The following is a 20,625-nucleotide window of genomic DNA, read 5'->3' on the forward strand; positions in this document are numbered from 1 at the left end:
GCGATGAACGAGACTAAGGCCGTAACCCACGGGTTACACCACCTCACCGCGATATCCGGCCCGCCGCGCGAGAACGTGCGGTTCTACTCGGAAGTCCTGGGGATGCGTCTGGTGAAGAAGACGGTGAACTTCGACGACCCCACGACCTACCACCTCTACTACGGCGACGAGGTGGGCCGTCCCGGCACGATCATCACCTTCTTCCCCTGGCCGGGCGCCCCGAGAGGACGCAAGGGGGCGGGGCAGGTGATCACGACCGCCGTCTCCGTACCCGCGGACTCGCTCGGATACTGGACACAGAGGCTCATAGAAAATGGAGTCCGCTTCGAAAAGCCGCGTGAGCGGTTCGGGGACACGGTTCTCGGCTTCCAGGATCCTGACGGGTTACGTCTGGAGCTCGTCGCAGGCAGGAAGGAGACCCGGCAGGGATACTTCGGCGGTCCCGTCCCACCGGAGAGCGCGGTGCGCGGGCTGCACCACGTCACGCTCGCCGTCGAAGGTGCCGAGAAGACCGCCGAGCTCCTCACCGAACACCTCGGTTTCCGGAAGGTCGGCGAGGCGGAGGGCCGGGTTCGGTTCGCCGCCGGGGACGGGAAGCCGGGCTCGCTCGTGGACGTCTCGGAGGCCGCGGGGTTCCCGGGCGGCAGCACGGGGGTGGGCACAGTCCACCACGTGGCCTTCCGGGTCCCGGACGAAGAGAGCCAGCTCGCGCTGAGGGAGGAGCTATTCTCTTTCGGTTACAACATGACCCCGGTCATGGACCGCAAGTACTTCCGCTCGGTCTACTTCCGCGAGCCCGGCGGCATCCTCTTCGAGATCGCGACCGACCCTCCCGGCTTCACCGTGGACGAGGACCCCGACCACCTCGGAGAGAGGCTCCAGCTGCCGCCGTGGCTCGAGCACGAACGCGACAGACTACAAGAGGTTCTCCCCGCCCTCCCCACCGGCTGAGCGAAGTCCGAAACCGGAGAAGAAACGCCGGTCCATGTTACAATACTCATATAACCTGCGGTGGGGGAGTGGGTCCATCACATCGCTCGAAACGGCAGATCCACAGAACCAGACGGCGTTCAGAGAAATCCGGCGGTTCTCTTCTCTAGTGCAAACGGAGGTTGACACTTGGCCAAAGGCAAGAGGACGCTCTTCAGGGAGATATGCTCCGAAAAGCGGGGGGTGAACACGCGGGTCCTGGAGCAGACCGTATCCCTGGCGGTCGAGATAGCGCGCGAGGGGCGCGAGGGACGCAAGATAGGCACCCTCTTCGTGGTCGGGGACTCCGAGGAAGTCCTCAGGCGCTCGAAGACCCTGATCCTCGACCCCCTGGAGGGGCATCCGGAGGAGTGCAAGCACATAGAGGACGCCAACATGCGTGAGACGATAAAGGAGCTCGCCCAGCTCGATGGGGCCTTCGTCGTCTCGGACGAGGGCGTCGTCGTCTCGGCCACCCGCTACATCGACACGACCTCCGAGGGGGTCGAGCTGCCGCTGGGGCTGGGCAGCCGCCACATGGCCGCGGCCTCGGTGACCCGGCAGACCGGGGCGGTCGCGATAGTCGTCTCGGAGAGCTCGATGGTCCGGATGTTCGACGACGGGGAGCTGATCTCGGAGATCGTCCCAGAGTTCTGGATGTGGGACGGGTACAACTCCCGCCTCGAAGGAAAGACCTTCACCCGCACCGAGGAGGACATCACGGTCATCGGGAAGTCCGACCGGTAGCGATGCGTGCGGTGGCGATAGACGGGTTCGGCGGCCGGGAGCGCATGAGGCTCGTGGAGCTCCCGACGCCGGAGGTCTCCCCCGAGGGCGTCCTCGTACGCGTCCGGGCCGCAGGGGTCGGCCCCTGGGACGTCAAGGAGCGCGAGGGCTTCTTCGGGGAGAGGAGCTTCCCCCACGTCCTCGGGCTCGAGGGCGCGGGCGTGGTCGAGGCGGCCGGTCTGCAGGCCGGAGGGTTCGCCGAGGGTGATGAGGTCTACCTCGCTTCGGGTGGCTGCTACGCGGAGTACGTCACCGCCCCGGCCGGGGTGGTGGCCCGCAAACCGGCCTCGCTCTCCTTCGAGGAGGCCGCGGCGGTCCCGATCGCGGGCTGCACGGCGCATCAGGCGCTCTTCGACGAGATAGGTCTCCGTCGCGACGAGACCATCCTCATCACCGGGGCAACGGGCGGCGTGGGTACCTTCGCCGTCCAGCTGGCTTCCGGCGTGATCGGGGCACGGGTCATAGGGACCGCGAGCCCCCACAACCACGACTACCTGCGCGATCTCGGCGCAGAGGCGGCCATCGACTACCACGGCGATTGGGTCTCAGCGGTGAGGGAAGCCGCTCCGGATGGTGTTGACGCCGTCTTCGACTGCGTCGGCGGCGAGACCTTCAGAAGGAGCTTCGGCGCGGTGCGCGACGGCGGGCGCGTCGTCTCGATAGTCGCCTTCGGCGAGGAGGTGGAGGAGGCGAGAGGCATCTCCTACCACGCCTTCAGCGCGACCTCCGACCGCCCCAGGCTGGAGAGGTTAGCGGAGATGATCGACGCCGGCAGGCTGCACGTCGAGGTCGCGGACGTCCTGCCGCTCGCGAGAGCGGCCGAGGCCCACGAGCGGGTGGAGTCCGGCCACACCCGCGGCAAGATCGTACTCAGGGTGGCGGATCAGTAGGCCCGGCGCAGTATCTCGAGCGCCCGGGCGGCGCGCTCCCCGAACTCGGAGGCCACCTTCTCCAGGTCTTCTTCGGGCACGCCGAAGTCCCGCAGCCTGTGCGGAAGCCCGAGCTCCCGGACCAGCGCCGCCACCCTCTCCGGCGGGTCACCGTCGAGCGCCCCGGAGAGAAGCTCCCACCTTTGTGGGGCGAAGCTCTCCCGCATGACCTCCAGGCTCGGGGCGAGCGTGATGCACGAGGTGATGCCGTGCGGTATGCCGTAGCTCGCCCCCAACCTGCGCCCGAGCACGTGTGAGATCCCCATCGGGGTGTTCAGCGGGGCGAAGTACGCGAGCCAGGCCGCGATCTGAAGCTCACCCCGCACCTCCACGTCCTCGGGCTCGCGCTTCGAGCGCGGAAGAAGCCGCACCAGACGCCGCACCCCCTCCGCCCCGGTCACGTCGGTCACCGGGTGCTCCCCCCCGTAGAGGATCCCCTCCACCGCGTGGTCGAGCGCCCGTATCCCGGTCGAGAGCCAGAGCCTCTCGGGCGTGGCGAGCGTGAGCTCGGGGTCGAGTATGACCACCGGCGGCACCGCCCGCTCGTCCGCAAACCCCGCCTTGCGCCCGGCGGCCTCGTCGGTCACCCCGACGAGGTGCGCCCACTCGGCCCCCGAGAGGGTCGTCGGGACGGCGATCTGCCGCGGGTAACCGACCCTCGCGGCCACCGCCTTCACCCCGTCTACGACGCTCCCCCCACCGAAGGCGACGAGGAGATCGGCCCCCCGCACCCGCTCCACCGCCCGCTCCACGGCGCTCCCCGGCGTGTGCTCGCCCATCCCGGCGAAGGTCCCGGCGTGACGCTCCCCCAAAAACCCCTCCACCCTCCTCACCAGGTTCGTCTTTTCGTCGAGCGTCCGGCCGGTGACGACGAAGGCGCGGCCGTACGGCCGCGCCTCCTCCTCGAGCCTCGCGATGCTGCCCGCGCCGAAATGCACCCGGCGCGTGGGAAGGAAGGTGTGTGTCCCCGCTCTCACACCACGGGATTCTACACCCGGCTCCTTACCAGGGCCGCAGCCTTCTCGACCACCCGGCGTCCCTGGTAGCGGGCCGCGGCGAGCTCCTCCCCGGTCGGCCCCTCCTCGCGCCCGGTGCTGCTCGCCCCGTAGGGGTTGCCCCCCGCCTCGAAGACCTCCTGAGCGGTGTACCCGGGCGGCACGATCACCGCACCCCAGTGCGCGAACACGTTGTAGAGCGTCGCGATGGTCGTCTCCTGCCCGCCGTGGGCGTTCTGCGCGCTCGTGAACGCGCTCGCCACCTTGTCCGCGAGCTTCCCCTCCGCCCACAGCGGACCCGTCGTGTCGAGGAACTGCTTGAGCTGCGCCGAGACGTTCCCGAACCGCGTCGGCGTCCCGAAGACGAACGCGTCCGCCCACTCCAGATCCTCCAGGCTCGCCTCCGGTACGTCCTGCGTCTCGAGCGAATGCTCGTACCAGCCCTGGTTGCTCTTTATCGCCTCCTGCGGCGCCAGCTCCCTTACCTTGCGCAGACGCACCTCGGCCCCGGCCTCCCGCGCACCCTCCTCGACAGCCCGCGCCAGCCGGTAGACGTTGCCCGTCGCACTGTAGTAGATCACCGCTACCTTGACCGCCATCCAGACTCCTTTTCAGTATGTGGACTACAGTCCGCTTATGCATGAAGGGTAACGCGGTAGACTCATGTCGTCAAGGACTGGAGGTATGCGGGGTCACGTTCAAAGCTCGGGACAGAGGAGCGGAGAGGAGATGAGGAAAGACGCGGCGCGCAATCGGGAGAGGATCCTCGATGCGGCGCGCGCTCTGTTCTCCGAGCGCGGGGTGACGGGGGTGACGATGTCCGAGATCGCCCGGGCCGCCGGGGTCGGGAAGGGGACGCTCTACCGGCGTTTTCCGAACAAGGGGCTCCTGTGCGAGGCCCTCCTCGACGAGCCCACCCGCGTCTTCCAGCGACGGACGATGAAGCTCGTCTCGGAGAGCGGGATCGGTGCGCTGGAGAAGCTGGATCGGTTTCTGGAGGAGATGGTCTTCTTCATCGAGGAGAACCTGGAGCTGCTCTACGGTGGGCAGGAGCCGCTCTGCGGCTCGGACAGGGTCGAGCGGTTCTCACACCCGGCCTACGACTGGCATCGGTGGACCGTGCTGGTGCTGTTGAGAGAAGCCGAGCGGGAGGGTTCGATCAGACGGGGGCTCGACATCGAGTATCTCGCGCACGCCCTGCTCGCCCCGCTCGCGGTGGATCTCTACTACTACCAGCGGCACGTGCTCGGGTTCAGTCCGGAGCGGATAGCCCGCGGGCTGCGCGACCTCGCCTCGGAGAGGCTCTAGAGCCACATCGCGCGGCTCCGGGCCACCTCCAACGCCCGGACGATCGCGCGGGCCTTGTTGCGGCTCTCCTCGTACTCCAGCTTCGGCACCGAATCCGCCACCACCCCGCCGCCGGCCTGGAAGTAGACCCTGTCCCCCTTCACCAGCGCCGTGCGCAGGGTTATGCAGGTGTCGAGCCTCCCGTCCACCCCGTAGTAGCCCGTCGCACCGGCGTAGGGTCCGCGGCGGGTGGGCTCCAGTTCGTCGATGATCTCCATCGCCCTGATCTTCGGCGCCCCGGAGACCGTTCCAGCCGGGAAGGCCGACGCCAGGGCATCCAGCGCCGTGAGGTCTTCCCGCAGGTCGCCCTCCACCGTGGAGACTATGTGCATCACGTGCGAGTAGCGCTCTATCTGCATGAAGGCCGAGACCTCGACCGATCCGACCTCGCACACCCGCCCCAGGTCGTTGCGCCCCAAATCGACCAGCATCACGTGCTCCGCCCGCTCTTTCTCGTCGGCGAGGAGCTCCTTCTCGAGGGCCACGTCCTCCTCCGGCGAAGCCCCGCGCCTCCTGGTCCCCGCCACGGGCCGGGTCATCGCCCTCCTCCCCTCCACCCGCACCAGCGGTTCGGGGGAAGCACCGACGAGCGCGAAGTCTCCCATCTTCAGGTAGGTCATGTACGGGGAAGGGTTGACCGTACGCAGACCACGGTACAGGAGCAGCGGGTCCAGCTCCCCCACACCGGCCTCGAAGCGCTGGGAGGGCACCACCTGGAAGGCGTCACCCGCCCGGATGTACTCTATCGCCCGTGCCACCGCCTCCTCGTACTCTTTCCGGTCCATGTTCGAGGTGATCTCGAGGCTGCCCTCTCCGGACGGCAGGTTTCGCGACCGGAGCGGGGCCGCCAGACGCTCCGAGACCCTCCGGATGTCGTCCGCCGCCCGGCGGTAGGCCGCGCCGAAACCCTCCCCACCCACGTCCGAGAGCCCGGAGGCGTCCAGCAGCGAGACCACGAGCACCTTGTGTCTGAGGTGGTCGAAGACGACGAGGGTGTCCGTGAGCAGGAAGTAAGCCTCCGGTACACCGAGGTCGTCCGGCGGGGCGTCCGGCAGCCGTTCCAGGTAGCGTACCGCGTCGTAGGAGAAGTAGCCCACCGCACCCCCGACGAAAGCCGGCAGGTTCGGCAGCGGGGCGACGCTCTTTCTGCCCACTATGCCGGCGAGCCCCCGGAACGGGTCCCCGGCGGCCACCTCGCGCGCCCCGTCGGCGTCCACCACGGTGTAGACACCACCGCGGTAGGAGAGCGTGCGTTTGGGGTCGAAGCCGACGAAGGAGTAGCGCCCGAAGCGCTCGGCGGCCTCCGCGCTCTCGAGCAGAAACAAGTTCTCCTCCCCGCCGAACTTCATCACCGCCGAGATGGGTGTCTCAAGATCCCCGATGAACTCGGCGTAGACAGGAACCACGTCGTAGCTCGCGGCGAGAGAGCGCGCCTCGTTCAGCGTGGGGGTGAGAGACCCGCTAGCCATGTCGCTCGCGCAGGACGCGCGTCACGTCCTCCACACCCACCTGCTGCTCCTCGAGCAAGACCAGCAGGTGGTAGAGGAGATCCGCCGTCTCCTCGGCCACCCTCTCACCCGCAAGCGCGGCCACCACGACCTCGACCGCCTCCTCGCCCACCTTCTGTGCGACCCGGGCCCTGCCCTGCCGGAGGAGCTCCGCCGTGTAGGACCCCTCGGGCATCTCGCGGTGGCGCTGGGCTATCGTCCCGGCGAGCTCGCGCACCATCGCCCCGAAGTCGTCCTCCTCCTTCGTGCCGCCGAGCGCGAGCCCCACGCCCTCCCCGGCGAGCGCCTTGAAGAAGCAGCTCTTCTGCCCCGTGTGGCACGCCGGCCCACGCGGCTCCACCTTGTAGAGGAGCGCGTCTCCGTCGCAGTCCACCCGCACCTCGACCACCCTCTGGGTGTTGCCGCTCGTCGCCCCCTTGCGCCAGAGTTCTCGCCGCGATCGGGAGTAGTAATGCGCCTCGCCGCTCTCGAGCGTGCGCTCCAGAGCCTCCCTGTTGGCGTAGGCGAGCGTGAGGACCTCGCCCGTATTCGCGTCCTGCGCCACGACCGGGACCAGCCCGCTCTCACCGAAGTTCACGTTCTCCGCTGCGCTCAAAACGGACCGGGACCCCCTTTCTCGCCAGGTACTCCTTGACATCCCGTATGCTCCACGACCCGAAGTGGAAGATGCTCGCCGCCAGCACCGCGCTCGCCCCCGCCTCGACGGCCGCCACCATGTGATCCGGATGCCCCGCCCCCCCGGAGGCCACGATCGGGAGGGTCGTCCTCCCGGCGACCGCGGAGATGAGATCCAGGTCGTATCCGGTCTCGGTGCCGTCGGAGTCCATGCTGTTCAAAACGAACTCCCCGGCGCCCCGCCGCTCGCCCTCGGCAAGCCACTCCAACGCGTCCCTGCCGGTGTTCACCCGGCCCCCGTTCAGGTAGACTTCCCAACCCGCGCCACCCTCCCCGCGTTTCACGTCCACGCTCAGCACGATACACTGGCTACCGAAACGCTCCGCGCCGCGGCTTATGAGGGCGGGGTCCCTGACGGCGGCGGAGTTTATGGAGACCTTGTCCGCCCCGGCCCGCAGCATCGCCCGCATGTCCTCCACGGTCCTCACCCCGCCGCCTATCGTGTAGGGGACGAAGACCTCCTCGGCGGCGCGACGGGCCAGCTCCGCCGCGGTCCCGCGGCGCTCGTGGGAGGCGGTGATGTCGTAGAAGACGATCTCGTCGGCCCCCTCGCGGTCGTAGAGGGCGGCGAGCTCGACCGGATCCCCCGCGTCGCGCAGGTTCTCGAAGCGGGTGCCCTTCACGACGCGTCCGGCGTCCACGTCCAGACAGGGGATTATGCGCACGCAGAGGGTCATCTCTCTCAGGCGCAGGGCATCCCGGCGGCCCTGCACTCCCGGAAGATCCACTCGCGCAGCGCCCCGCTCGCCGGGATGAGGACCGCCCCCGCATCCCCGCTGCCGAGCACGAGCGAACCGTCGCGCCCCTTCCAGTGGCGGTATACCGTGTAGGCGGCGAGCGTGGCCTCGATCAGGGCGACGATCCGGTCCAGCTCGGCGTGGGAGAGCTCCTCGTTCACCTCAAGCTTCGAGAGGTCCACGTTCTCGGGCGAGTGCAGGTCCGCCGAGAGGTTGCCGGTGCGCAACCTCAGCCCCGGGGTGTTCCACAGGACGTCTATCGCGTCCTTTATCGCCTCCGCCCGGGCCTTCTTGTTGCCCTTGCGCAACCTCGGCTCCCTCATCTCCTCCAGCCGACGGGAGAGGTCGCCGTTCTGAGAAATCCCCTTGCGCTCGAGCGAGAGCACCTTGAGGGTCGCCGCCGAGTCGACCTCTACGACGACGCTCTGGTCACGCTCGCGCCTGAACGGGTAGTCGGTGTACTCGATACCGACCTTCTCCAGCGCCGCGAGCAGCTCCTCCGAGCGGGGTCGGCCGTCGAAGATCTTGCGGCTCGCAGAGTAGGCCGGGAGCGAGAGCCGCGAGAGCAGCCGCTCCACCCGCCGGGTTCCCCGCTCGTTCGGCACCGCGAGCGGAGCGTCGACGCCGACGATGATCTCACCGTGTCCTGCATCGTAGCCCTCGACGGCATCCGCGATCTCCTCGACGGTTCCGCAGAAGGTGTTGGCTATGATGTTGCCCCGCTCGTCGAGGACCGAGAGCGCCGAGACCTTCTTGTCCGCCTCTCCCGGCCGCCAGGCCAGGGCGCATCCCACGAACCTCAACACCTCACCCCCGCGACCACCTCTGCAACTTCTTCACACACCTCCGTGCACACCCTCTCGTCCAAGTGCTCGACCATGACCCGCACCACCGGTTCCGTCCCGCTCGGCCTGAGCAAAATACGCCCCTCGTCCCCGAGCCGGCGCCGGGCCTCCTCCACCGCCCGCCTCACCTCCTCCGAGTCGCAGACCTCCCCCGCATCAGCCCCACCGACGGGCACGTTGATCAGGGTTTGCGGGTAGACCTCCATCACCCCCGCCAGCTCGTACAGCGGCATCCCGGAACGCTCCATGACCTCGAGCAGCGCCAGCGCGGTCACGAGCCCGTCCCCGGTCTTCGAGTAACGCGAAACGATCACGTGCCCGGACTGCTCCCCGCCCACCGCAGCACCCGTTCGCCGCATCGCCTCGGCCACGTACCTGTCCCCGACCGGTACGACCTCGCAAGGTATCCCCAGCCGCTCCATCGCCTTGAAAAACCCCAGGTTGCTCATGACGGTCACCACGACCCCCCCACCTATCTGGCCCCGCTCGGCGAGGTCCCGGGCCAGGATGGCGATTATCCTGTCCCCGTCCACCACCCCTCCGCGCTCGTCCAGCGCGAGTACCCGGTCGGCGTCCCCGTCGAAGGCGAAGGCCACGTCGTACCCGGAGGGGTCGAGATCTCCTATGTGGGTCGAACCGCAGCCGTCGTTTATGTTCGTACCGTCGGGTTCGGCGGCGACCAGCCCGAAATCCGCTCCGAGCCTCTCGAAGGCCAGCGGAGCGGTCTCGCACGCCGCCCCGTTGGCGCAGTCGAGCAGTATCCTACGGCCTCCGGCATCCGGATACAGCCGTGAGAGAACCCCCTCGACGTACATGCCGGCGGCATCCTCCACCGCCCTCACGCCGCCGACCCCGCTGCCGACGGGCCGCTCCGGGAACTCCCCGGCCGTAAGGCGTTCGAGCTCACGCTCCTGCTCCTCGGAGAGCTTGACCCCCTCGCCGGAGAAGAACTTTATGCCGTTGTCCGGGTAGGGATTGTGCGAGGCGCTCACCACCCCGGCCGCATCCATCCCGAGCTCGGGAGCGAGCGCCGCGATCGCCGGCGTCGGCAAGACACCGAGGTCGAGTACCTCCGTCCCGCCGCTCGCCAGCCCGGCCGCCAGCGCACACGAGAGCATCCCGCCCGAGAGCCGGGTGTCGCGCCCGATGCACACCCGCCTGCCGAGCGTCCGGGCGGCGGCGAGGCCGAGGCGTAGCGCGTGCTCCGGGATCAGGGAGGAGTTGGCCTCCCCCCGCACCCCGTCCGTTCCGAACCTGATCCGTGCCTCAGCCAACCACGACCTGCCCGGTCCTCTCCTCCGCGCCCGGCAACGGTGACAGCAGGGAATCCTCCGTGCGCGGCTAGCGCTTGGAGAACTGTGGGCGCTTGCGGGCCTTCTTGAGGCCGTACTTCTTGCGCTCGACGGCCCGCGCGTCGCGGGTGAGGAAACCCGCCTCCTTGAGGTCTCCGCGCGCCTGCTGAGACTCCTCCGCCAGCGCCCGCGCTATGCCGTGGCGCAGCGCTTCGGCCTGCCCGGTGAGCCCACCGCCCGTGACCTTCGCCACCACGTCGTAGCGCCCGGCGGCGTCGAGTATCTCCAGCGGGGAGCGCACCGTCCGCTGGTAGGTCAGGCGCGGGAAGTACTCCGTGTAGTCCCTGCCGTTGACCGTGATCTTGCCGTCCCCGGCGTACAGCCTGACCTGCGCGACGGAGGTCTTGCGCCTGCCCGTGGCTCTGTAGAGTGCCTCTGCCAAACCTCTCACCTCACCTCGTAGGGCTCGGGGCTCTGAGCTGCGTGCGGGTGCTCAGGCCCGGCGTAGATCTTCAACTTCCCGAGCTGCCTGCGGGCGAGCCTGGTCTTGGGCATCATCCCGTAGACCGCCTTGCGGATGATCTCGGTCGGCCGCTTCTGCAGCATCTCCTCGTAAGTGCGGCTCTTGAGCCCGCCCGGGTATCCCGTGTGCCAGCGGTAGAGCTTCTGCTCGGCCTTGCGCCCGCTGACCACGACCTTCTCGGCGTTCACGACGACCACGAAATCCCCCACGTCCACGTGTGGGGTGTACTGTGGTTTCCTCTTGCCCCGCAGGAGCATCGCTATCTCGGCGGCCAGACGCCCGAGGTGCTTGCCCTCGGCGTCTATGACGTACCACTTCCGCTCGACCGTTCCGGGTCGCGCCATGTAACTCTTCATGTTCCTCCGGAATCTCCGACGGTTACAACTGACCCTGACGACGCGTCAAATAGTAGCATACACCTACAATAAGGTCAGGCACGAGAAAGGCCCCGGGAAGCCGCCAAAGGCCCCCGGGGACTCCCCCATGTTGCCTCAGTCCCAGATGAGCGAGCCCGCGCTCTGGTACTCGGTGACCCGCGTCTCGAAGAAGTTCTTCTCCTTGGTGAGGTCCATCGTCTCGCTCATCCAGGGGAAGGGGTTGCGCGAGCGGTACTGCGCGGGCAGCCCGATCCTCCTGAGACGCCTATCGGCGATGTAGCCGACGTACTCGCGGAACAGGTTCGCGTTGAGACCTAGCACGCCCTCCGGCAGGCACGCCTTCGCGTAGGCTATCTCGAACTCGACGGCCTTGCGGATCATCTCCACGATCTCGCGCCACAGCTCCGGGGTCCAGGCCTCCGGGTTCTCTTCCTTTATGGTGTTGATGAGGTCTATCCCGAAGTTGAGATGGACCGTCTCGTCGCGCAGGATGTACTGGAACTGCTCGCCGATGCCTGTCATCCGGTTCTGGCGGTGGAACGAGAGGATCATCACGAACCCGGAGTAGAAGAAGATCCCCTCCATGATCACGTAGAAGCCGACCAGGTTCTTGATGAACTCCTGGATCCCCTCGACCGTCTCGGTGGTGAAGCCCGGACGCATGATCGCCTCGGTGAGCGACATGACGAACTCGTCCTTGCCCCGGATCGAGTCGACCTCGTGGTACATGTTGAAGACCTCGCGCCCGTCGAGGCCCAGAGACTCGACGATGTAGTGGAAGGCGTGGGTGTGGACGGCCTCCTCGTAGGCCTGCCGCAGGAGGTACTGACGCGCCTCGGGGTTGGTGATGTGCTCGAAGATGGCGAGCACGATGTTGTTGCCGACGAGCGACTCTCCGGTCGAGAAGAACCCGAGGTTGCGCATGATCACGAGCCGCTCGGCGTCGGTGAGCCCGTCAGGGGAGTGCCAGAGCGAGATGTCCTTCTGCATCGGCACCTCGGAAGGCATCCAGTTGTTCGCACACCCGTTGAGGTAATGCTCCCAGGCCCACTCGTACTTGAGCGGCCACAGCTGGTTGACGTCCACGGCCTTGCAGTTCAAAAGCCGCTTGTCCTCGACGTTTATCCTCTTGCTGAGGTCATAGGGCTTCTCGCCCCCTCCACCACAGCACTGGGACATGAATCTCCCTCCTCTCTTCTACCTACTGGCAGGCCTCGCACTCGACGTCGTCCGGGGAGCAGGTCGCCCCCCTCACGACGGGCTCGTCCTCCTCGACCTTCACCCGGCTGGAGGCCGAGACGCTCTTCATCCAGCGCGGCTGGATGCCCCGCTTGTTGATGTCCATGCTCGCCTTCTCGACGCCCGTGGCCCCGCGGCTGCGCAGGTAGTAGGTGGTCTTGAGCCCCTTGCGCCAGGCGTTGAGGTACATCTCGGAGAGCTCCCGGCCGCTCGGGCGGGCGAGGTAGAGGTTCAGCGACTGCCCCATGTCCAGCCACTTCTGGCGGCGGCTCGCGCAGTCTATGAGCCAGCCGGAGTCTATCTCGAAGGCGGTGAGGTAGAGTTTCTTGAGGTCTTCGGGGATGCGCTCTATCTCCTGCACCGAGCCGTCGAAGTACTTGAGGTCCTCGAGCATCTCCTCGTCCCAGAGCCCGCGCTTCTTGAGATCACGCACCAGGTGCTCGTTGACGATGGTGAAGTCCCCCGAGAGGTTGCTCTTGACGTAGAGGTTCGAGTAGGTGGGCTCGATGGACTGCGAGACGCCGGAGATGTTCGAGATGGTCGCGGTCGGGGCTATGGCCATCACGTTGCTGTTCCTCATCCCGTGCTCGGCGACGGCCCTTCTCACCGGCTCCCAGTCGAGCGTCTTCTGCCGATCCATCAGGACCGGCATCCCGCGCTCCTCCTCGAGCAGGTCTATCGTGTCTATGGGCAGCAGCCCCCGGCTCCACTTAGAGCCCTCGTAGCTCTCGTAGGTGCCCCGCTCGGCGGCGAGCTCGGTGGAGGCGAGGATGGCGTGGTAGGAGATGAACTCCATCGAGTAGTCGGCGAAGCGGATGGCCTCTTCGCTCGCGTAGCTGATGCGCTGCTCGAAGAGCGCGTCCTGAAAGCCCATGATCCCCAGCCCCACCGGACGGTGCCTGAGGTTGGCCCGCCGCGCCTCGGGCGTGGGGTAGAAGTTTATGTCGATGACGTTGTCCAGCATCCTCACGGCGACCCTCACGGTCTCGGCGAGCCGCTCCTCGTCGAGGCCGTAGGCGTCGGTGTGGGCCGCCAGGTTGACCGAGGCCAGGTTGCAGACGGCGGTCTCCTCGTCGGAGGTGTTCAGCAGTATCTCGGTGCAGAGGTTGGAGCTGTGCACCACGCCGGCGTGATCCTGCGGCGAGCGGATGTTGGAGGGATCCTTGAACGTGATCCAGGGGTGCCCGGTCTCGAAGAGCATCGAGAGCATCTTCTTCCACAGGGATGCGGCCTCGACCTTCTTGTACTGCCGGAGCTTCCCCTCCTCCGCCATCCGCTCGTACTCCAGGTAGCGCTCCTCGAACGCCCGGCCGTAGAGCTCGTGCAGATCCGGAACCTCGTTCGGGGAGAAGAGGGTCCACTCCCCACCCTCGATGACCCGCTTGATGAAGAGGTCCGGCACCCAGTTGGCGGTGTTCATATCGTGAGTGCGGCGCCGCTCGTCCCCGGTGTTCTTCCTGAGCTCGAGGAAGTCCTCTATGTCGAGGTGCCAGGTCTCCAGGTAGGCGCAGGCCGCACCCTTGCGCTTGCCGCCCTGGTTCACCGCCACGGCGGTGTCGTTGACGATCTTGAGGAACGGGATGACCCCCTGGCTCTTGCCGCCCGTCCCCTTGATGAGAGAACCCGTAGCCCGGATGCGGCTCCAGTCGTTGCCGAGCCCGCCGGCCCACTTGCTGAGCTTGGCGTTGTCGGAGATGGCCTTGAAGATGCCCTCGAGATCGTCGGAGACGGTGGTGAGGTAGCAGCTGGAGAGCTGCGGGTGCGTAGTCCCGGAGTTGAAGAGGGTGGGCGTGGCGGAGACGACCCGGAAGGTGGAGAGCATCTGGTAGAACTCTATGGCCCGCTCTTCGCGCTCCTCCTCGCGCAGCGCAAGCCCCATCGCGACCCGCATCCAGAAGTACTGCGGGCACTCTATGCGCTGCTCGTCGGCCTGGATGAGGTACCGGTCGTAGATGGTCTGAAGCCCCAGGTAGGTGAAGCTGTCGTCACGGGCGGGCTCGAGCGCGGCGGAGACCTTCTCCAGGTCGAAGTCGAGCAGCTTTGGATCAAGCCTCTCGGCCTCGACACCCCGCCGCAGATACTCCGCGAAGCGGGCACGATAGACCTCCTCGAATTCCTCCGGTCGCGGCATCCCGCCCCACGCCTCCCGGTAGATGATCCCGAGCAAAAGACGAGCGGCGACCGTGCTGTATGCGGGCTCGACCTCTATGAACGAGCGCGCGGCGAGCACCATCGCCTGCTGCAGCTGCCCCGGCGTTATCCCGTCGTAGAGCGAAGCGAGCGTCTCGTCCAAAACCCGCTGCGGATCCACGTCCGGAAGATCCCGGCAGGCCTCCTCGATCCTGCGCCGGATGCGCCAGGTCTCCACCGCGCTCTCCCTGCCGTCCGCGTAGCGTACCCTGATGGAGGGACCGCCCCGGGCCTCACCCTCCTCGCCGCGCAGCATCCGCGCCTTCTTACGCTCCTCGCGGTAGACGATGTAGCGGCGGGCCACCCGGTAGTTCCCGTCGCGCATGAGCTGCTCCTCGACGAGATCCTGTATAGCCTCGACCTCGACCGGCCCGCCGTCCCGCGGCAGGCGCGAGACCACCGCCGTCGTCGTGCGCTCGATCTCCTCGCGCAGGTCCTCGTCGAGTGCGTCGTCCCTGCCAAGCCCCCGCTCCGCGCGGAACGCTCCTTCGACGGCACGTGCTATCCTGCCCGCGTCGAAAGCAACGATCCGGCCATCCCGCTTCCTGACCTGCATCTCCCCCGTCATCAAAACGCTCCCCCTTCGTCCGTCCTTCCTCACGCGGCCTTCGGGAAAATAGGCGGCCGCAAGGAAGATGTGAGAAACCGGGACGGCCTGCCACCCCGGCACGACATCAACCCTCTCGCGCGGCCGACCCCTCCCTCGAAGGCCAGACCACCACCCGCCCCAAAAGGCGGCAGCGCCGGCAGGTCTTCGGGCTCGCGGGCCACCTACTCGCCGCGGCTTCCCACCCCCCGAAAATCAGGGACCAGTGCCTCCCTTGCGGCTTTCGTTCCCGCTCACCGCTGCGGGGCAGCTCCGGATTCTCACCGGATTCCCTCTTCACGCCAGACCTCAAGGGCCCGGCGACCGGCGCCGCTCTCATTATGCTGCCGGGCCGTTTCAGTGTCAACGTCGTTTTGGAAAAGTCCTGCAAAAGCCCTTTCTAAACTGAAAACGGGCTCAGATGTTCTTCACCCTGGCGATGGAGAGGCCATCCACCCTCTCCCGTACCACGGGGATGAGGATGGCCTCGAGGTGGAGATCACGGGCGAGGGCCAAGTTGAACTCGTGCAGGGCACGGGAGGTTTCGTCCGTGGGCTGGACCACCGTGCCGCCCCGGAAGGTGTTGTCGGCGAGGATGAGGGTGCCGGGGTGGGAGAGCGTGAGGGAGAGGTCGAGGTATTCCGGGTAGCCTCTCTTGTCTGCGTCTATGAAGATGACGTCGAAGGGCTCCTCGCCGCCTGTGATCATCTGTTCGATGAGCTCGCGGGCGTCGCCGGTGCGGACCTCGACTTTTTCGGAGAGCCCGGCGTACTCGATGTTGGCGCGCGCCACCTCCGCGTGGTGCGCGCTCGCCTCCAGAGAGATCATGGTACCTCCGTCGGGCAGGGCGCGGGCGAGATGGATGGCGCTGTAGCCGCCGAGGGTCCCTATCTCGAGGATGCGCCGCGCCCCGACCATCCGCGCCAGAAGCTGCAGCAGCCGTCCCTCGGCCGGGGAGACCTGTATGTCCGGGAGCCCGGCGCGACGCGAGGCGGAGATGGCGAACTCGAGGGCTTCGTCCTGCGGCGCGAAAAGGCGCTCCACATAAGCGTCCAACGCCTCCAGCACCGCTTCATCCATCATCGCTTCTCTCCCATGGATCTTCATCATACTCCACCCCGACGAGGGTGAGGCCCCTCGCCGGCGCCGTCGGGCCGGCCTCGGAGCGCTCTGCACCCTCGAGCAGGCGACCGAAATCCCTCAGGCTCCTCCTGCCGCGCGCCACCTCGAGCATCGTGCCCACCAGCGAGCGGACCATGTTGTACATGAAGGCGTCGGCCGTGATCCTGTAGGTAAGGACGCCCCCCCTCTCCTCCCAGCGGGATTCGCTGATTAGCCGCTCGAAGCGGACGTGGTAGGTCTTCGCCGGTGTGAAGGCCCTGAAGTCGTGGGTGCCGCGAACGAGCGAGGCGGCCTCCGCGAGCAAACCCCGGTCGAGGACAGCCGGCACGTGGACGGCGTAGCGGCGCTCGAGCGGCGAGCGGGTCGAGGAGTTCACTATCCTGTACTCGTAGCTGCGGCTCACGGCGTCCCGCCGGGCGTCGAACCCCTCGGGGACGCGTACGCAGCGGCGCAGGGCGACGTCCTCCGGCAGTACGGCGCTGGTCTTGTAGGCGATGAGGGATGGGGAGAGGCCGGTCTCGGCGTCGAAGGAGACGACCTGCCCCCGTGCGTGTACGCCGGCGTCGGTGCGCCCCGCGGCGGTGAGCCTCACCGGCTGGCGCAAAATGGTGGAGAGCGCCCGGGAGAGCGTCTCCTCGACCGTCCTCCGACCCGGCTGGCGGGCCCAGCCGGAGAAGTCCGTCCCGTCGTACTCGACGAGCCCGGCGAACCTCACAGCGCCACCCCCGCGAGGAAGAGCAGCGCGGCGAAGATGAGCGCCAGCGCGTCCTGCCCGCCGAAATGCAGCTCGCGGTAGCGGGTGCGGCCCGCACCGCCGCGGTAGCCCCGGCTCTCCATCGCCTCGGCGAGCTCGTCGGCCTGCCGGAACGCCCCGACCGTGAGGGGCACCAGGATAGGGACGAAGCTCCTCGCGCGCCCGAGCAGGCCGCCCTCGTCGAAGACGGCCCCTCGTGCGGCCTGGGCCTCGCGTATCCTCTCCGCCTCCTCCTGCAGCGTCGGGATGAAGCGCAGCGCTATCGTCACCATCATCGTCAGCTCGTGGACCGGGAAGCGCACCCGGCGCAGCGGCGAGAGGAGGATCTCGAGCCCGTCGGCGAGCGCGAGAGGGCTGGTGGTCGCGGTGAGAAGGCCGGCGGCCAGCACGAGCAGCACTATCCGGGAGGCGAGGAAGAAGCCCATCCGGAGCCCCCCGGCGTGAACTTCGACCGGGCCGGAGGAGAACACGATCACCCCCCGATGGTAGAAGAGGGCCTGAAAGACGAAAGTCAGGAGGACGATGTAAGACACCGGCCAGAGCGCCCCCAGAAAAGCCCGCGGCGGAACCCGGCTCGCCACGAACAGGATGCCCACCGCCGCGGCGAAGAGCGCGAGCCCCGCCAGGCTTCCGACGAGGAAGAGCCCCGCCACGACCAGCACCGTCCCGAGCAGCTTCGTGCGCGGGTCGAGCGCATGCAGCGGGGATGACGCCGGGTAGAACCTGCCGAAGCCCCTCCGTACCACGCTACCCCTCCAGAAGATCCCCGAGGACCGAGAGCGTCTCGCCGAAACGCACCGGTCGGCCGAGGTGCGGGAAGCTCTCCAGCAGGTGCAGCACGGTTCGTACGGTCGCCGGGGCGAAATCCGGATTTGCGTAGAAGACCTCCGCAGGCGTCCCGAACGCGCGCACCACCCCATCATCGAGCAGGCAGACACGATCGGACACCTCTGCCACCTCGTCGACGTCGTGCGAGATGAGAACCACCGACCTACCCTCCCCCGCGAGATCGCCGATCAACGAGATCAGGGCCTGCCTGCTCGCGGGATCGAGGCCCGCCGTCGGTTCGTCGAGCACGAGCACCTCGGGTTCCATGGCCAGAACACCGGCTATGGCCACCCTCCGCTTCTCGCCGCCGGAGAGCGCGTAGATCGAACGTTCCGCGAGGTGGGAGGCGTCCAGCGCCGCGAGCGCCCGCTCCGTCCTCTCCGTCACCTCCTCTTCCGGCAGCCCGAGCTGCCTCGGGGCGAAGGCGACGTCCTCCCTCACGGTCGGGGCGAAGAGCGCCGCTTCGGGGAACTGGAAGGAGAGCCCAATCCTGCGCCGAAGCTCCCTGCGGTCCATCCGCCCGGCGTCCTCTCCGTCTATGAGGACCCGTCCGCGCTCCGGCTCGAGCAACAGGTTCATCTGCCGGGCGAGCGTGCTCTTCCCCGAACCCGTGGGACCCACGATCCCGAGCACCTCCCCCTCCGCGACGGCGAGCGAGATCCCCTTAAGAACCGTACGTCCCCCCGGATAGGAGTACCAGATATCCTCCAGCTCGAGCCTCACCGGGCCTGTACCCCCAGCCGCTTCAATACGGCCCGCGCGAGCTCCTCCGGACCGGTGCAGACCCCGAGGCCGAGCCCGGCGGCGAGCCTCGCGGCGACGGGCAGAACCAGGCCCGCCTCCTCGAGGAGCCGCCCGTCGGCGAGGAGCCGCGAGGGAGGCAGGTCGGCGAGGAGACGACCGTCGCGCACCATCAGGATACGGTCGGCCACCAGAAGATCGGAGAGATCGTGCGAGACATGAACTATGGTGCGCCTGCGTTTCAGCGCCCGGATCACCTCCAGGACTTCCCTCCTGCCGGCCGGGTCCAGCATCGAGGTCGGCTCGTCGAGCGCGAGCACCTCCGTCTCCATCGCCAGCGCCCCCGCGAGCGCGACGCGCTGCTTCTCGCCCCCGGAGAGCGTGTGCGGCTCGCGGCGCTCGTAGCCCGCAAGGCCGACGGAAGAGAGCGCTGCGACGACCCGCCGGCGCATCTCCCCCCGCTCCACGCCCAGGTTCTCGAGCCCGAAGGCCACGTCGTCCTCGACGGAGGGCGCGATGATGTTGCTCTCCGGGTTCTGGAAGACCACCGAGACCCTGCGACGCACCTCGTGCGGTTCGGCGGCGGGGTCGAATCCCGCCACCCTCACCTCGCCCTCACACGCCACGAGCAGCCCGTTCAAGAGTTTGACGAGCGTGGATTTTCCGCCCCCGTTCGGACCGGCCACCCCGACGTACTCGCCCTCGTATACCGAAAAGTCGAGCCCCGAGACGGCCGCACGCGAAGACCCCGGGTAGCGGCACGACACCCCGGAGAAAGAGACGACCGGGGGCCCGCCGCGGCGGGCCCCACCGGGAAGACTCTCTGCGGAGAACCCCTCCGGCGTCTATCCCTCCGTGGGCCGGTAGTTCACCAGCTCCAGATAGACCTGCTCGGCGCCGTCGCCCGGACGCGGACCCAGCTTGAGGATGCGGGTGTAGCCCGAGCTGCGATCGTCGAGCTCCGGGGCCACATCCTCGAAGAGCTTGCGCACGACCCTCTTGTCCTTCAGGACGCGCACCGCCTGCCTGCGGGCGTGCAGGTCGTCGCGCTTGGCCGTGGTGATCAGACGATCCACCACCCCACGCAGCTCCTTCGCCCTCGGCTCGGTCGTCCTGATCCTGCCGTGGGTTATGAGCTGCCCGGCCATCGTTCCCAGCATCGCCCGGCGGTGGGCGGCGTCGCGCCCCAGCTTGCGTCCCCTCTTAGCGTGTCTCATAGTTCTCGCTCTCCAGCTGATAACCGTACTCCGCGAGCTTGGACCGGATCTCCTCGACGCTCTTCATCCCGAGGTTGCGGATGTTCATCAGCTCCTCCTCGGTCATCGTCGCCAGCTGGCCGATGGTGTCCACGCCCTCACGCTTGAGGCAGTTGTAGGAGCGCACGGTGAGCTCCAGCTCCTCTATCGGGCGCTCGTCCGTTATCACCTGACGGCCGCCGCTCCAGCGGTTCTCCGGGGCGCGCGAGCCCTCGTAGCCGTCGGTGAAGAGCCCGAGCATGTCGATGAGCTGGCGCGCCGCGCTCTGCAGGGCATCGCGCGGGGAGATCCTGCCGTCGGTCTCCACCTCCATCCTCAGCGAATCCAGGTCGGTCCGCGCCCCGGCGCGCGTCTCGCTCACCGAGTAGCTGACCTTCTGCACCGGCGAGAACAGAGAGTCGACCGCGATCACCCCGATCGGGTCCGCGTCGCTCTTGTTCTGCTCGGCCCGCACGTAGCCGACCCCACGCTCCACCGTCAGGCGCATCTCCAGCCTGCCGCCTTCGGAGACGGTGGCGATGTGCGTCTCGGGGTCCACCACCTCGACATCCGCCTTGAGCTCGATGTCCCCGGCGGTGACTTCGGCGGGACCGCTCTTGTTGACCTCCAGCTCCACCGGCTCGTCACGCTCGAGCTTGAACTTGAGCTCCTTGATGTTGAGGATGAGGTCGACCACATCCTCCCTGACCCCGGGGATCGTCGAGAACTCGTGCGAGACGCCCTCGATGCGCACCTTGGTCACCGCGGCCCCCGGCAGACCGCTGAGCATCACCCGCCGCAGCGAGTTGCCCAGAGTATGCCCGAGCCCCCGGGGCAGCGGTTCGGCGACGAAGATCGCCCGCCGCTCTTCCTCCTCTTCCACCCTGAAACGGGGCGGTGCTACGTCCAACATCGTCAAATCACCATCACCTGCCAGAAAAAGTCTC

Annotated in this window: 22 protein-coding genes and 1 riboswitch; of the genes, 4 read left to right on the plus strand and 18 right to left on the minus strand. The window is 67.7% G+C overall.

Annotated elements, in window-relative coordinates:
* The first annotated feature begins 3 nt into the window (after positions 1-3).
* The 3 genes from AC6EKW_RS09625 to AC6EKW_RS09635 all read left to right on the plus strand — a co-directional run bounded on the left by AC6EKW_RS09625 (position 4) and on the right by AC6EKW_RS09635 (position 2,645).
* Complete coding sequence (locus tag AC6EKW_RS09625) at positions 4-951, plus strand: ring-cleaving dioxygenase (RefSeq protein WP_498514276.1); 948 nt, start codon at positions 4-6, stop codon at positions 949-951.
* Positions 952-1,119: 168 nt separating this feature from the next.
* Positions 1,120-1,716, plus strand: a complete 597-nt coding sequence (locus tag AC6EKW_RS09630; protein WP_498514277.1) for a DNA integrity scanning protein DisA nucleotide-binding domain protein — start codon at positions 1,120-1,122, stop codon at positions 1,714-1,716.
* A gap of 2 nt (positions 1,717-1,718) precedes the next feature.
* Positions 1,719-2,645, plus strand: coding sequence for an NADP-dependent oxidoreductase (locus AC6EKW_RS09635; RefSeq protein WP_498514278.1), 927 nt, complete (start codon positions 1,719-1,721; stop codon positions 2,643-2,645).
* On the opposite strand, the gene AC6EKW_RS09640 is transcribed toward AC6EKW_RS09635, so the two are convergent.
* On the minus strand, positions 2,639-3,661 hold the full coding sequence (locus AC6EKW_RS09640; protein WP_498514279.1) for an iron-containing alcohol dehydrogenase: 1,023 nt from the start codon (positions 3,659-3,661) through the stop codon (positions 2,639-2,641). The genes AC6EKW_RS09635 and AC6EKW_RS09640 overlap by 7 nt on opposite strands.
* A gap of 11 nt (positions 3,662-3,672) precedes the next feature.
* Positions 3,673-4,278, minus strand: coding sequence for an NAD(P)H:quinone oxidoreductase (wrbA, locus tag AC6EKW_RS09645; protein WP_498514280.1), 606 nt, complete (start codon positions 4,276-4,278; stop codon positions 3,673-3,675).
* A gap of 130 nt (positions 4,279-4,408) precedes the next feature.
* Here wrbA and AC6EKW_RS09650 point away from each other — a divergent pair, with 130 nt between their 5' ends.
* The gene (locus AC6EKW_RS09650) at positions 4,409-4,987 is read left to right on the plus strand and encodes a TetR/AcrR family transcriptional regulator (protein ID WP_498514281.1); all 579 of its coding nucleotides are present in this window, start codon (positions 4,409-4,411) and stop codon (positions 4,985-4,987) included.
* Here the strand turns inward: AC6EKW_RS09650 and trpE are convergent.
* The 16 genes from trpE to AC6EKW_RS09730 form a co-directional block, all read right to left on the minus strand.
* Positions 4,984-6,495, minus strand: coding sequence for an anthranilate synthase component I (gene trpE, locus AC6EKW_RS09655; protein ID WP_498514282.1), 1,512 nt, complete (start codon positions 6,493-6,495; stop codon positions 4,984-4,986). The genes AC6EKW_RS09650 and trpE overlap by 4 nt on opposite strands.
* The gene (gene hisIE / locus AC6EKW_RS09660) at positions 6,488-7,129 is read right to left on the minus strand and encodes a bifunctional phosphoribosyl-AMP cyclohydrolase/phosphoribosyl-ATP diphosphatase HisIE (protein WP_498514283.1); all 642 of its coding nucleotides are present in this window, start codon (positions 7,127-7,129) and stop codon (positions 6,488-6,490) included. The genes trpE and hisIE overlap by 8 nt, the downstream gene beginning before the upstream one ends.
* On the minus strand, positions 7,098-7,886 hold the full coding sequence (hisF, locus tag AC6EKW_RS09665) for an imidazole glycerol phosphate synthase subunit HisF (protein WP_498514308.1): 789 nt from the start codon (positions 7,884-7,886) through the stop codon (positions 7,098-7,100). Before hisF ends, hisIE begins: the two co-directional genes overlap by 32 nt.
* Positions 7,887-7,891: 5 nt before the next feature.
* A complete protein-coding gene (locus tag AC6EKW_RS09670) occupies positions 7,892-8,749 on the minus strand; it encodes a hypothetical protein (protein WP_420542038.1) in 858 nt (285 codons plus the stop codon).
* Positions 8,746-10,065 (minus strand): phosphoglucosamine mutase, encoded by a 1,320-nt coding sequence (gene glmM, locus AC6EKW_RS09675; RefSeq protein WP_498514284.1) that lies wholly within the window; start codon positions 10,063-10,065, stop codon positions 8,746-8,748. Before glmM ends, AC6EKW_RS09670 begins: the two co-directional genes overlap by 4 nt.
* Positions 10,066-10,132: 67 nt before the next feature.
* Positions 10,133-10,525, minus strand: a complete 393-nt coding sequence (gene rpsI / locus AC6EKW_RS09680; protein ID WP_273887791.1) for a 30S ribosomal protein S9 — start codon at positions 10,523-10,525, stop codon at positions 10,133-10,135.
* 5 nt (positions 10,526-10,530) lie between these two features.
* Positions 10,531-10,962, minus strand: coding sequence for a 50S ribosomal protein L13 (gene rplM / locus AC6EKW_RS09685; RefSeq protein ID WP_273842403.1), 432 nt, complete (start codon positions 10,960-10,962; stop codon positions 10,531-10,533).
* Between the two features lie 135 nt (positions 10,963-11,097).
* The gene (locus AC6EKW_RS09690) at positions 11,098-12,162 is read right to left on the minus strand and encodes a ribonucleotide-diphosphate reductase subunit beta (RefSeq protein ID WP_498514285.1); all 1,065 of its coding nucleotides are present in this window, start codon (positions 12,160-12,162) and stop codon (positions 11,098-11,100) included.
* Positions 12,163-12,184: 22 nt separating this feature from the next.
* Positions 12,185-14,980 (minus strand): ribonucleoside-diphosphate reductase subunit alpha, encoded by a 2,796-nt coding sequence (locus AC6EKW_RS09695; protein WP_273887708.1) that lies wholly within the window; start codon positions 14,978-14,980, stop codon positions 12,185-12,187.
* A gap of 160 nt (positions 14,981-15,140) precedes the next feature.
* Positions 15,141-15,342, minus strand: a riboswitch (cobalamin riboswitch).
* A gap of 73 nt (positions 15,343-15,415) precedes the next feature.
* A complete protein-coding gene (locus AC6EKW_RS09700) occupies positions 15,416-16,081 on the minus strand; it encodes an O-methyltransferase (protein WP_498514286.1) in 666 nt (221 codons plus the stop codon).
* Entirely contained in the window at positions 16,071-16,835 is a 765-nt protein-coding gene (gene truA / locus AC6EKW_RS09705) for a tRNA pseudouridine(38-40) synthase TruA (RefSeq protein WP_273887710.1), read from the minus strand. The genes AC6EKW_RS09700 and truA overlap by 11 nt, the downstream gene beginning before the upstream one ends.
* Complete coding sequence (locus AC6EKW_RS09710; protein WP_273887711.1) at positions 16,832-17,620, minus strand: energy-coupling factor transporter transmembrane component T family protein; 789 nt, start codon at positions 17,618-17,620, stop codon at positions 16,832-16,834. Before AC6EKW_RS09710 ends, truA begins: the two co-directional genes overlap by 4 nt.
* A gap of 1 nt (position 17,621) precedes the next feature.
* A complete protein-coding gene (locus AC6EKW_RS09715) occupies positions 17,622-18,425 on the minus strand; it encodes an energy-coupling factor ABC transporter ATP-binding protein (protein WP_498514287.1) in 804 nt (267 codons plus the stop codon).
* Positions 18,422-19,210: an ATP-binding cassette domain-containing protein gene (locus AC6EKW_RS09720; RefSeq protein WP_498514288.1), complete on the minus strand. Its 789-nt coding sequence runs from the start codon at positions 19,208-19,210 to the stop codon at positions 18,422-18,424. Before AC6EKW_RS09720 ends, AC6EKW_RS09715 begins: the two co-directional genes overlap by 4 nt.
* A 78-nt stretch (positions 19,211-19,288) precedes the next feature.
* A complete protein-coding gene (rplQ, locus tag AC6EKW_RS09725; RefSeq protein ID WP_273842382.1) occupies positions 19,289-19,660 on the minus strand; it encodes a 50S ribosomal protein L17 in 372 nt (123 codons plus the stop codon).
* Positions 19,647-20,591, minus strand: coding sequence for a DNA-directed RNA polymerase subunit alpha (locus AC6EKW_RS09730; protein WP_273887714.1), 945 nt, complete (start codon positions 20,589-20,591; stop codon positions 19,647-19,649). The genes rplQ and AC6EKW_RS09730 overlap by 14 nt, the downstream gene beginning before the upstream one ends.
* Positions 20,592-20,625: the final 34 nt, after the last annotated feature.

Source organism: Rubrobacter sp. M3-4 (assembly GCF_059772285.1).

Excerpts from the sequence above, each read along its gene's own strand:
- AC6EKW_RS09625 (WP_498514276.1), top strand. The coding sequence starts at position 4 with ATGAACGAGACTAAGGCCGTAACCCACGGGTTACACCACCTCACCGCG.
- AC6EKW_RS09635 (WP_498514278.1), top strand. The coding sequence starts at position 1,719 with ATGCGTGCGGTGGCGATAGACGGGTTCGGCGGCCGGGAGCGCATGAGG.
- wrbA (WP_498514280.1), bottom strand. The coding sequence starts at position 4,278 with ATGGCGGTCAAGGTAGCGGTGATCTACTACAGTGCGACGGGCAACGTC.
- AC6EKW_RS09650 (WP_498514281.1), top strand. The coding sequence starts at position 4,409 with ATGAGGAAAGACGCGGCGCGCAATCGGGAGAGGATCCTCGATGCGGCG.
- trpE (WP_498514282.1), bottom strand. The coding sequence starts at position 6,495 with ATGGCTAGCGGGTCTCTCACCCCCACGCTGAACGAGGCGCGCTCTCTC.
- hisF (WP_498514308.1), bottom strand. The coding sequence starts at position 7,886 with ATGACCCTCTGCGTGCGCATAATCCCCTGTCTGGACGTGGACGCCGGA.
- rplM (WP_273842403.1), bottom strand. The coding sequence starts at position 10,962 with ATGAAGAGTTACATGGCGCGACCCGGAACGGTCGAGCGGAAGTGGTAC.
- AC6EKW_RS09690 (WP_498514285.1), bottom strand. The coding sequence starts at position 12,162 with ATGTCCCAGTGCTGTGGTGGAGGGGGCGAGAAGCCCTATGACCTCAGC.
- AC6EKW_RS09695 (WP_273887708.1), bottom strand. The coding sequence starts at position 14,980 with ATGACGGGGGAGATGCAGGTCAGGAAGCGGGATGGCCGGATCGTTGCT.
- AC6EKW_RS09700 (WP_498514286.1), bottom strand. The coding sequence starts at position 16,081 with ATGATGGATGAAGCGGTGCTGGAGGCGTTGGACGCTTATGTGGAGCGC.
- rplQ (WP_273842382.1), bottom strand. The coding sequence starts at position 19,660 with ATGAGACACGCTAAGAGGGGACGCAAGCTGGGGCGCGACGCCGCCCAC.
- AC6EKW_RS09730 (WP_273887714.1), bottom strand. The coding sequence starts at position 20,591 with ATGTTGGACGTAGCACCGCCCCGTTTCAGGGTGGAAGAGGAGGAAGAG.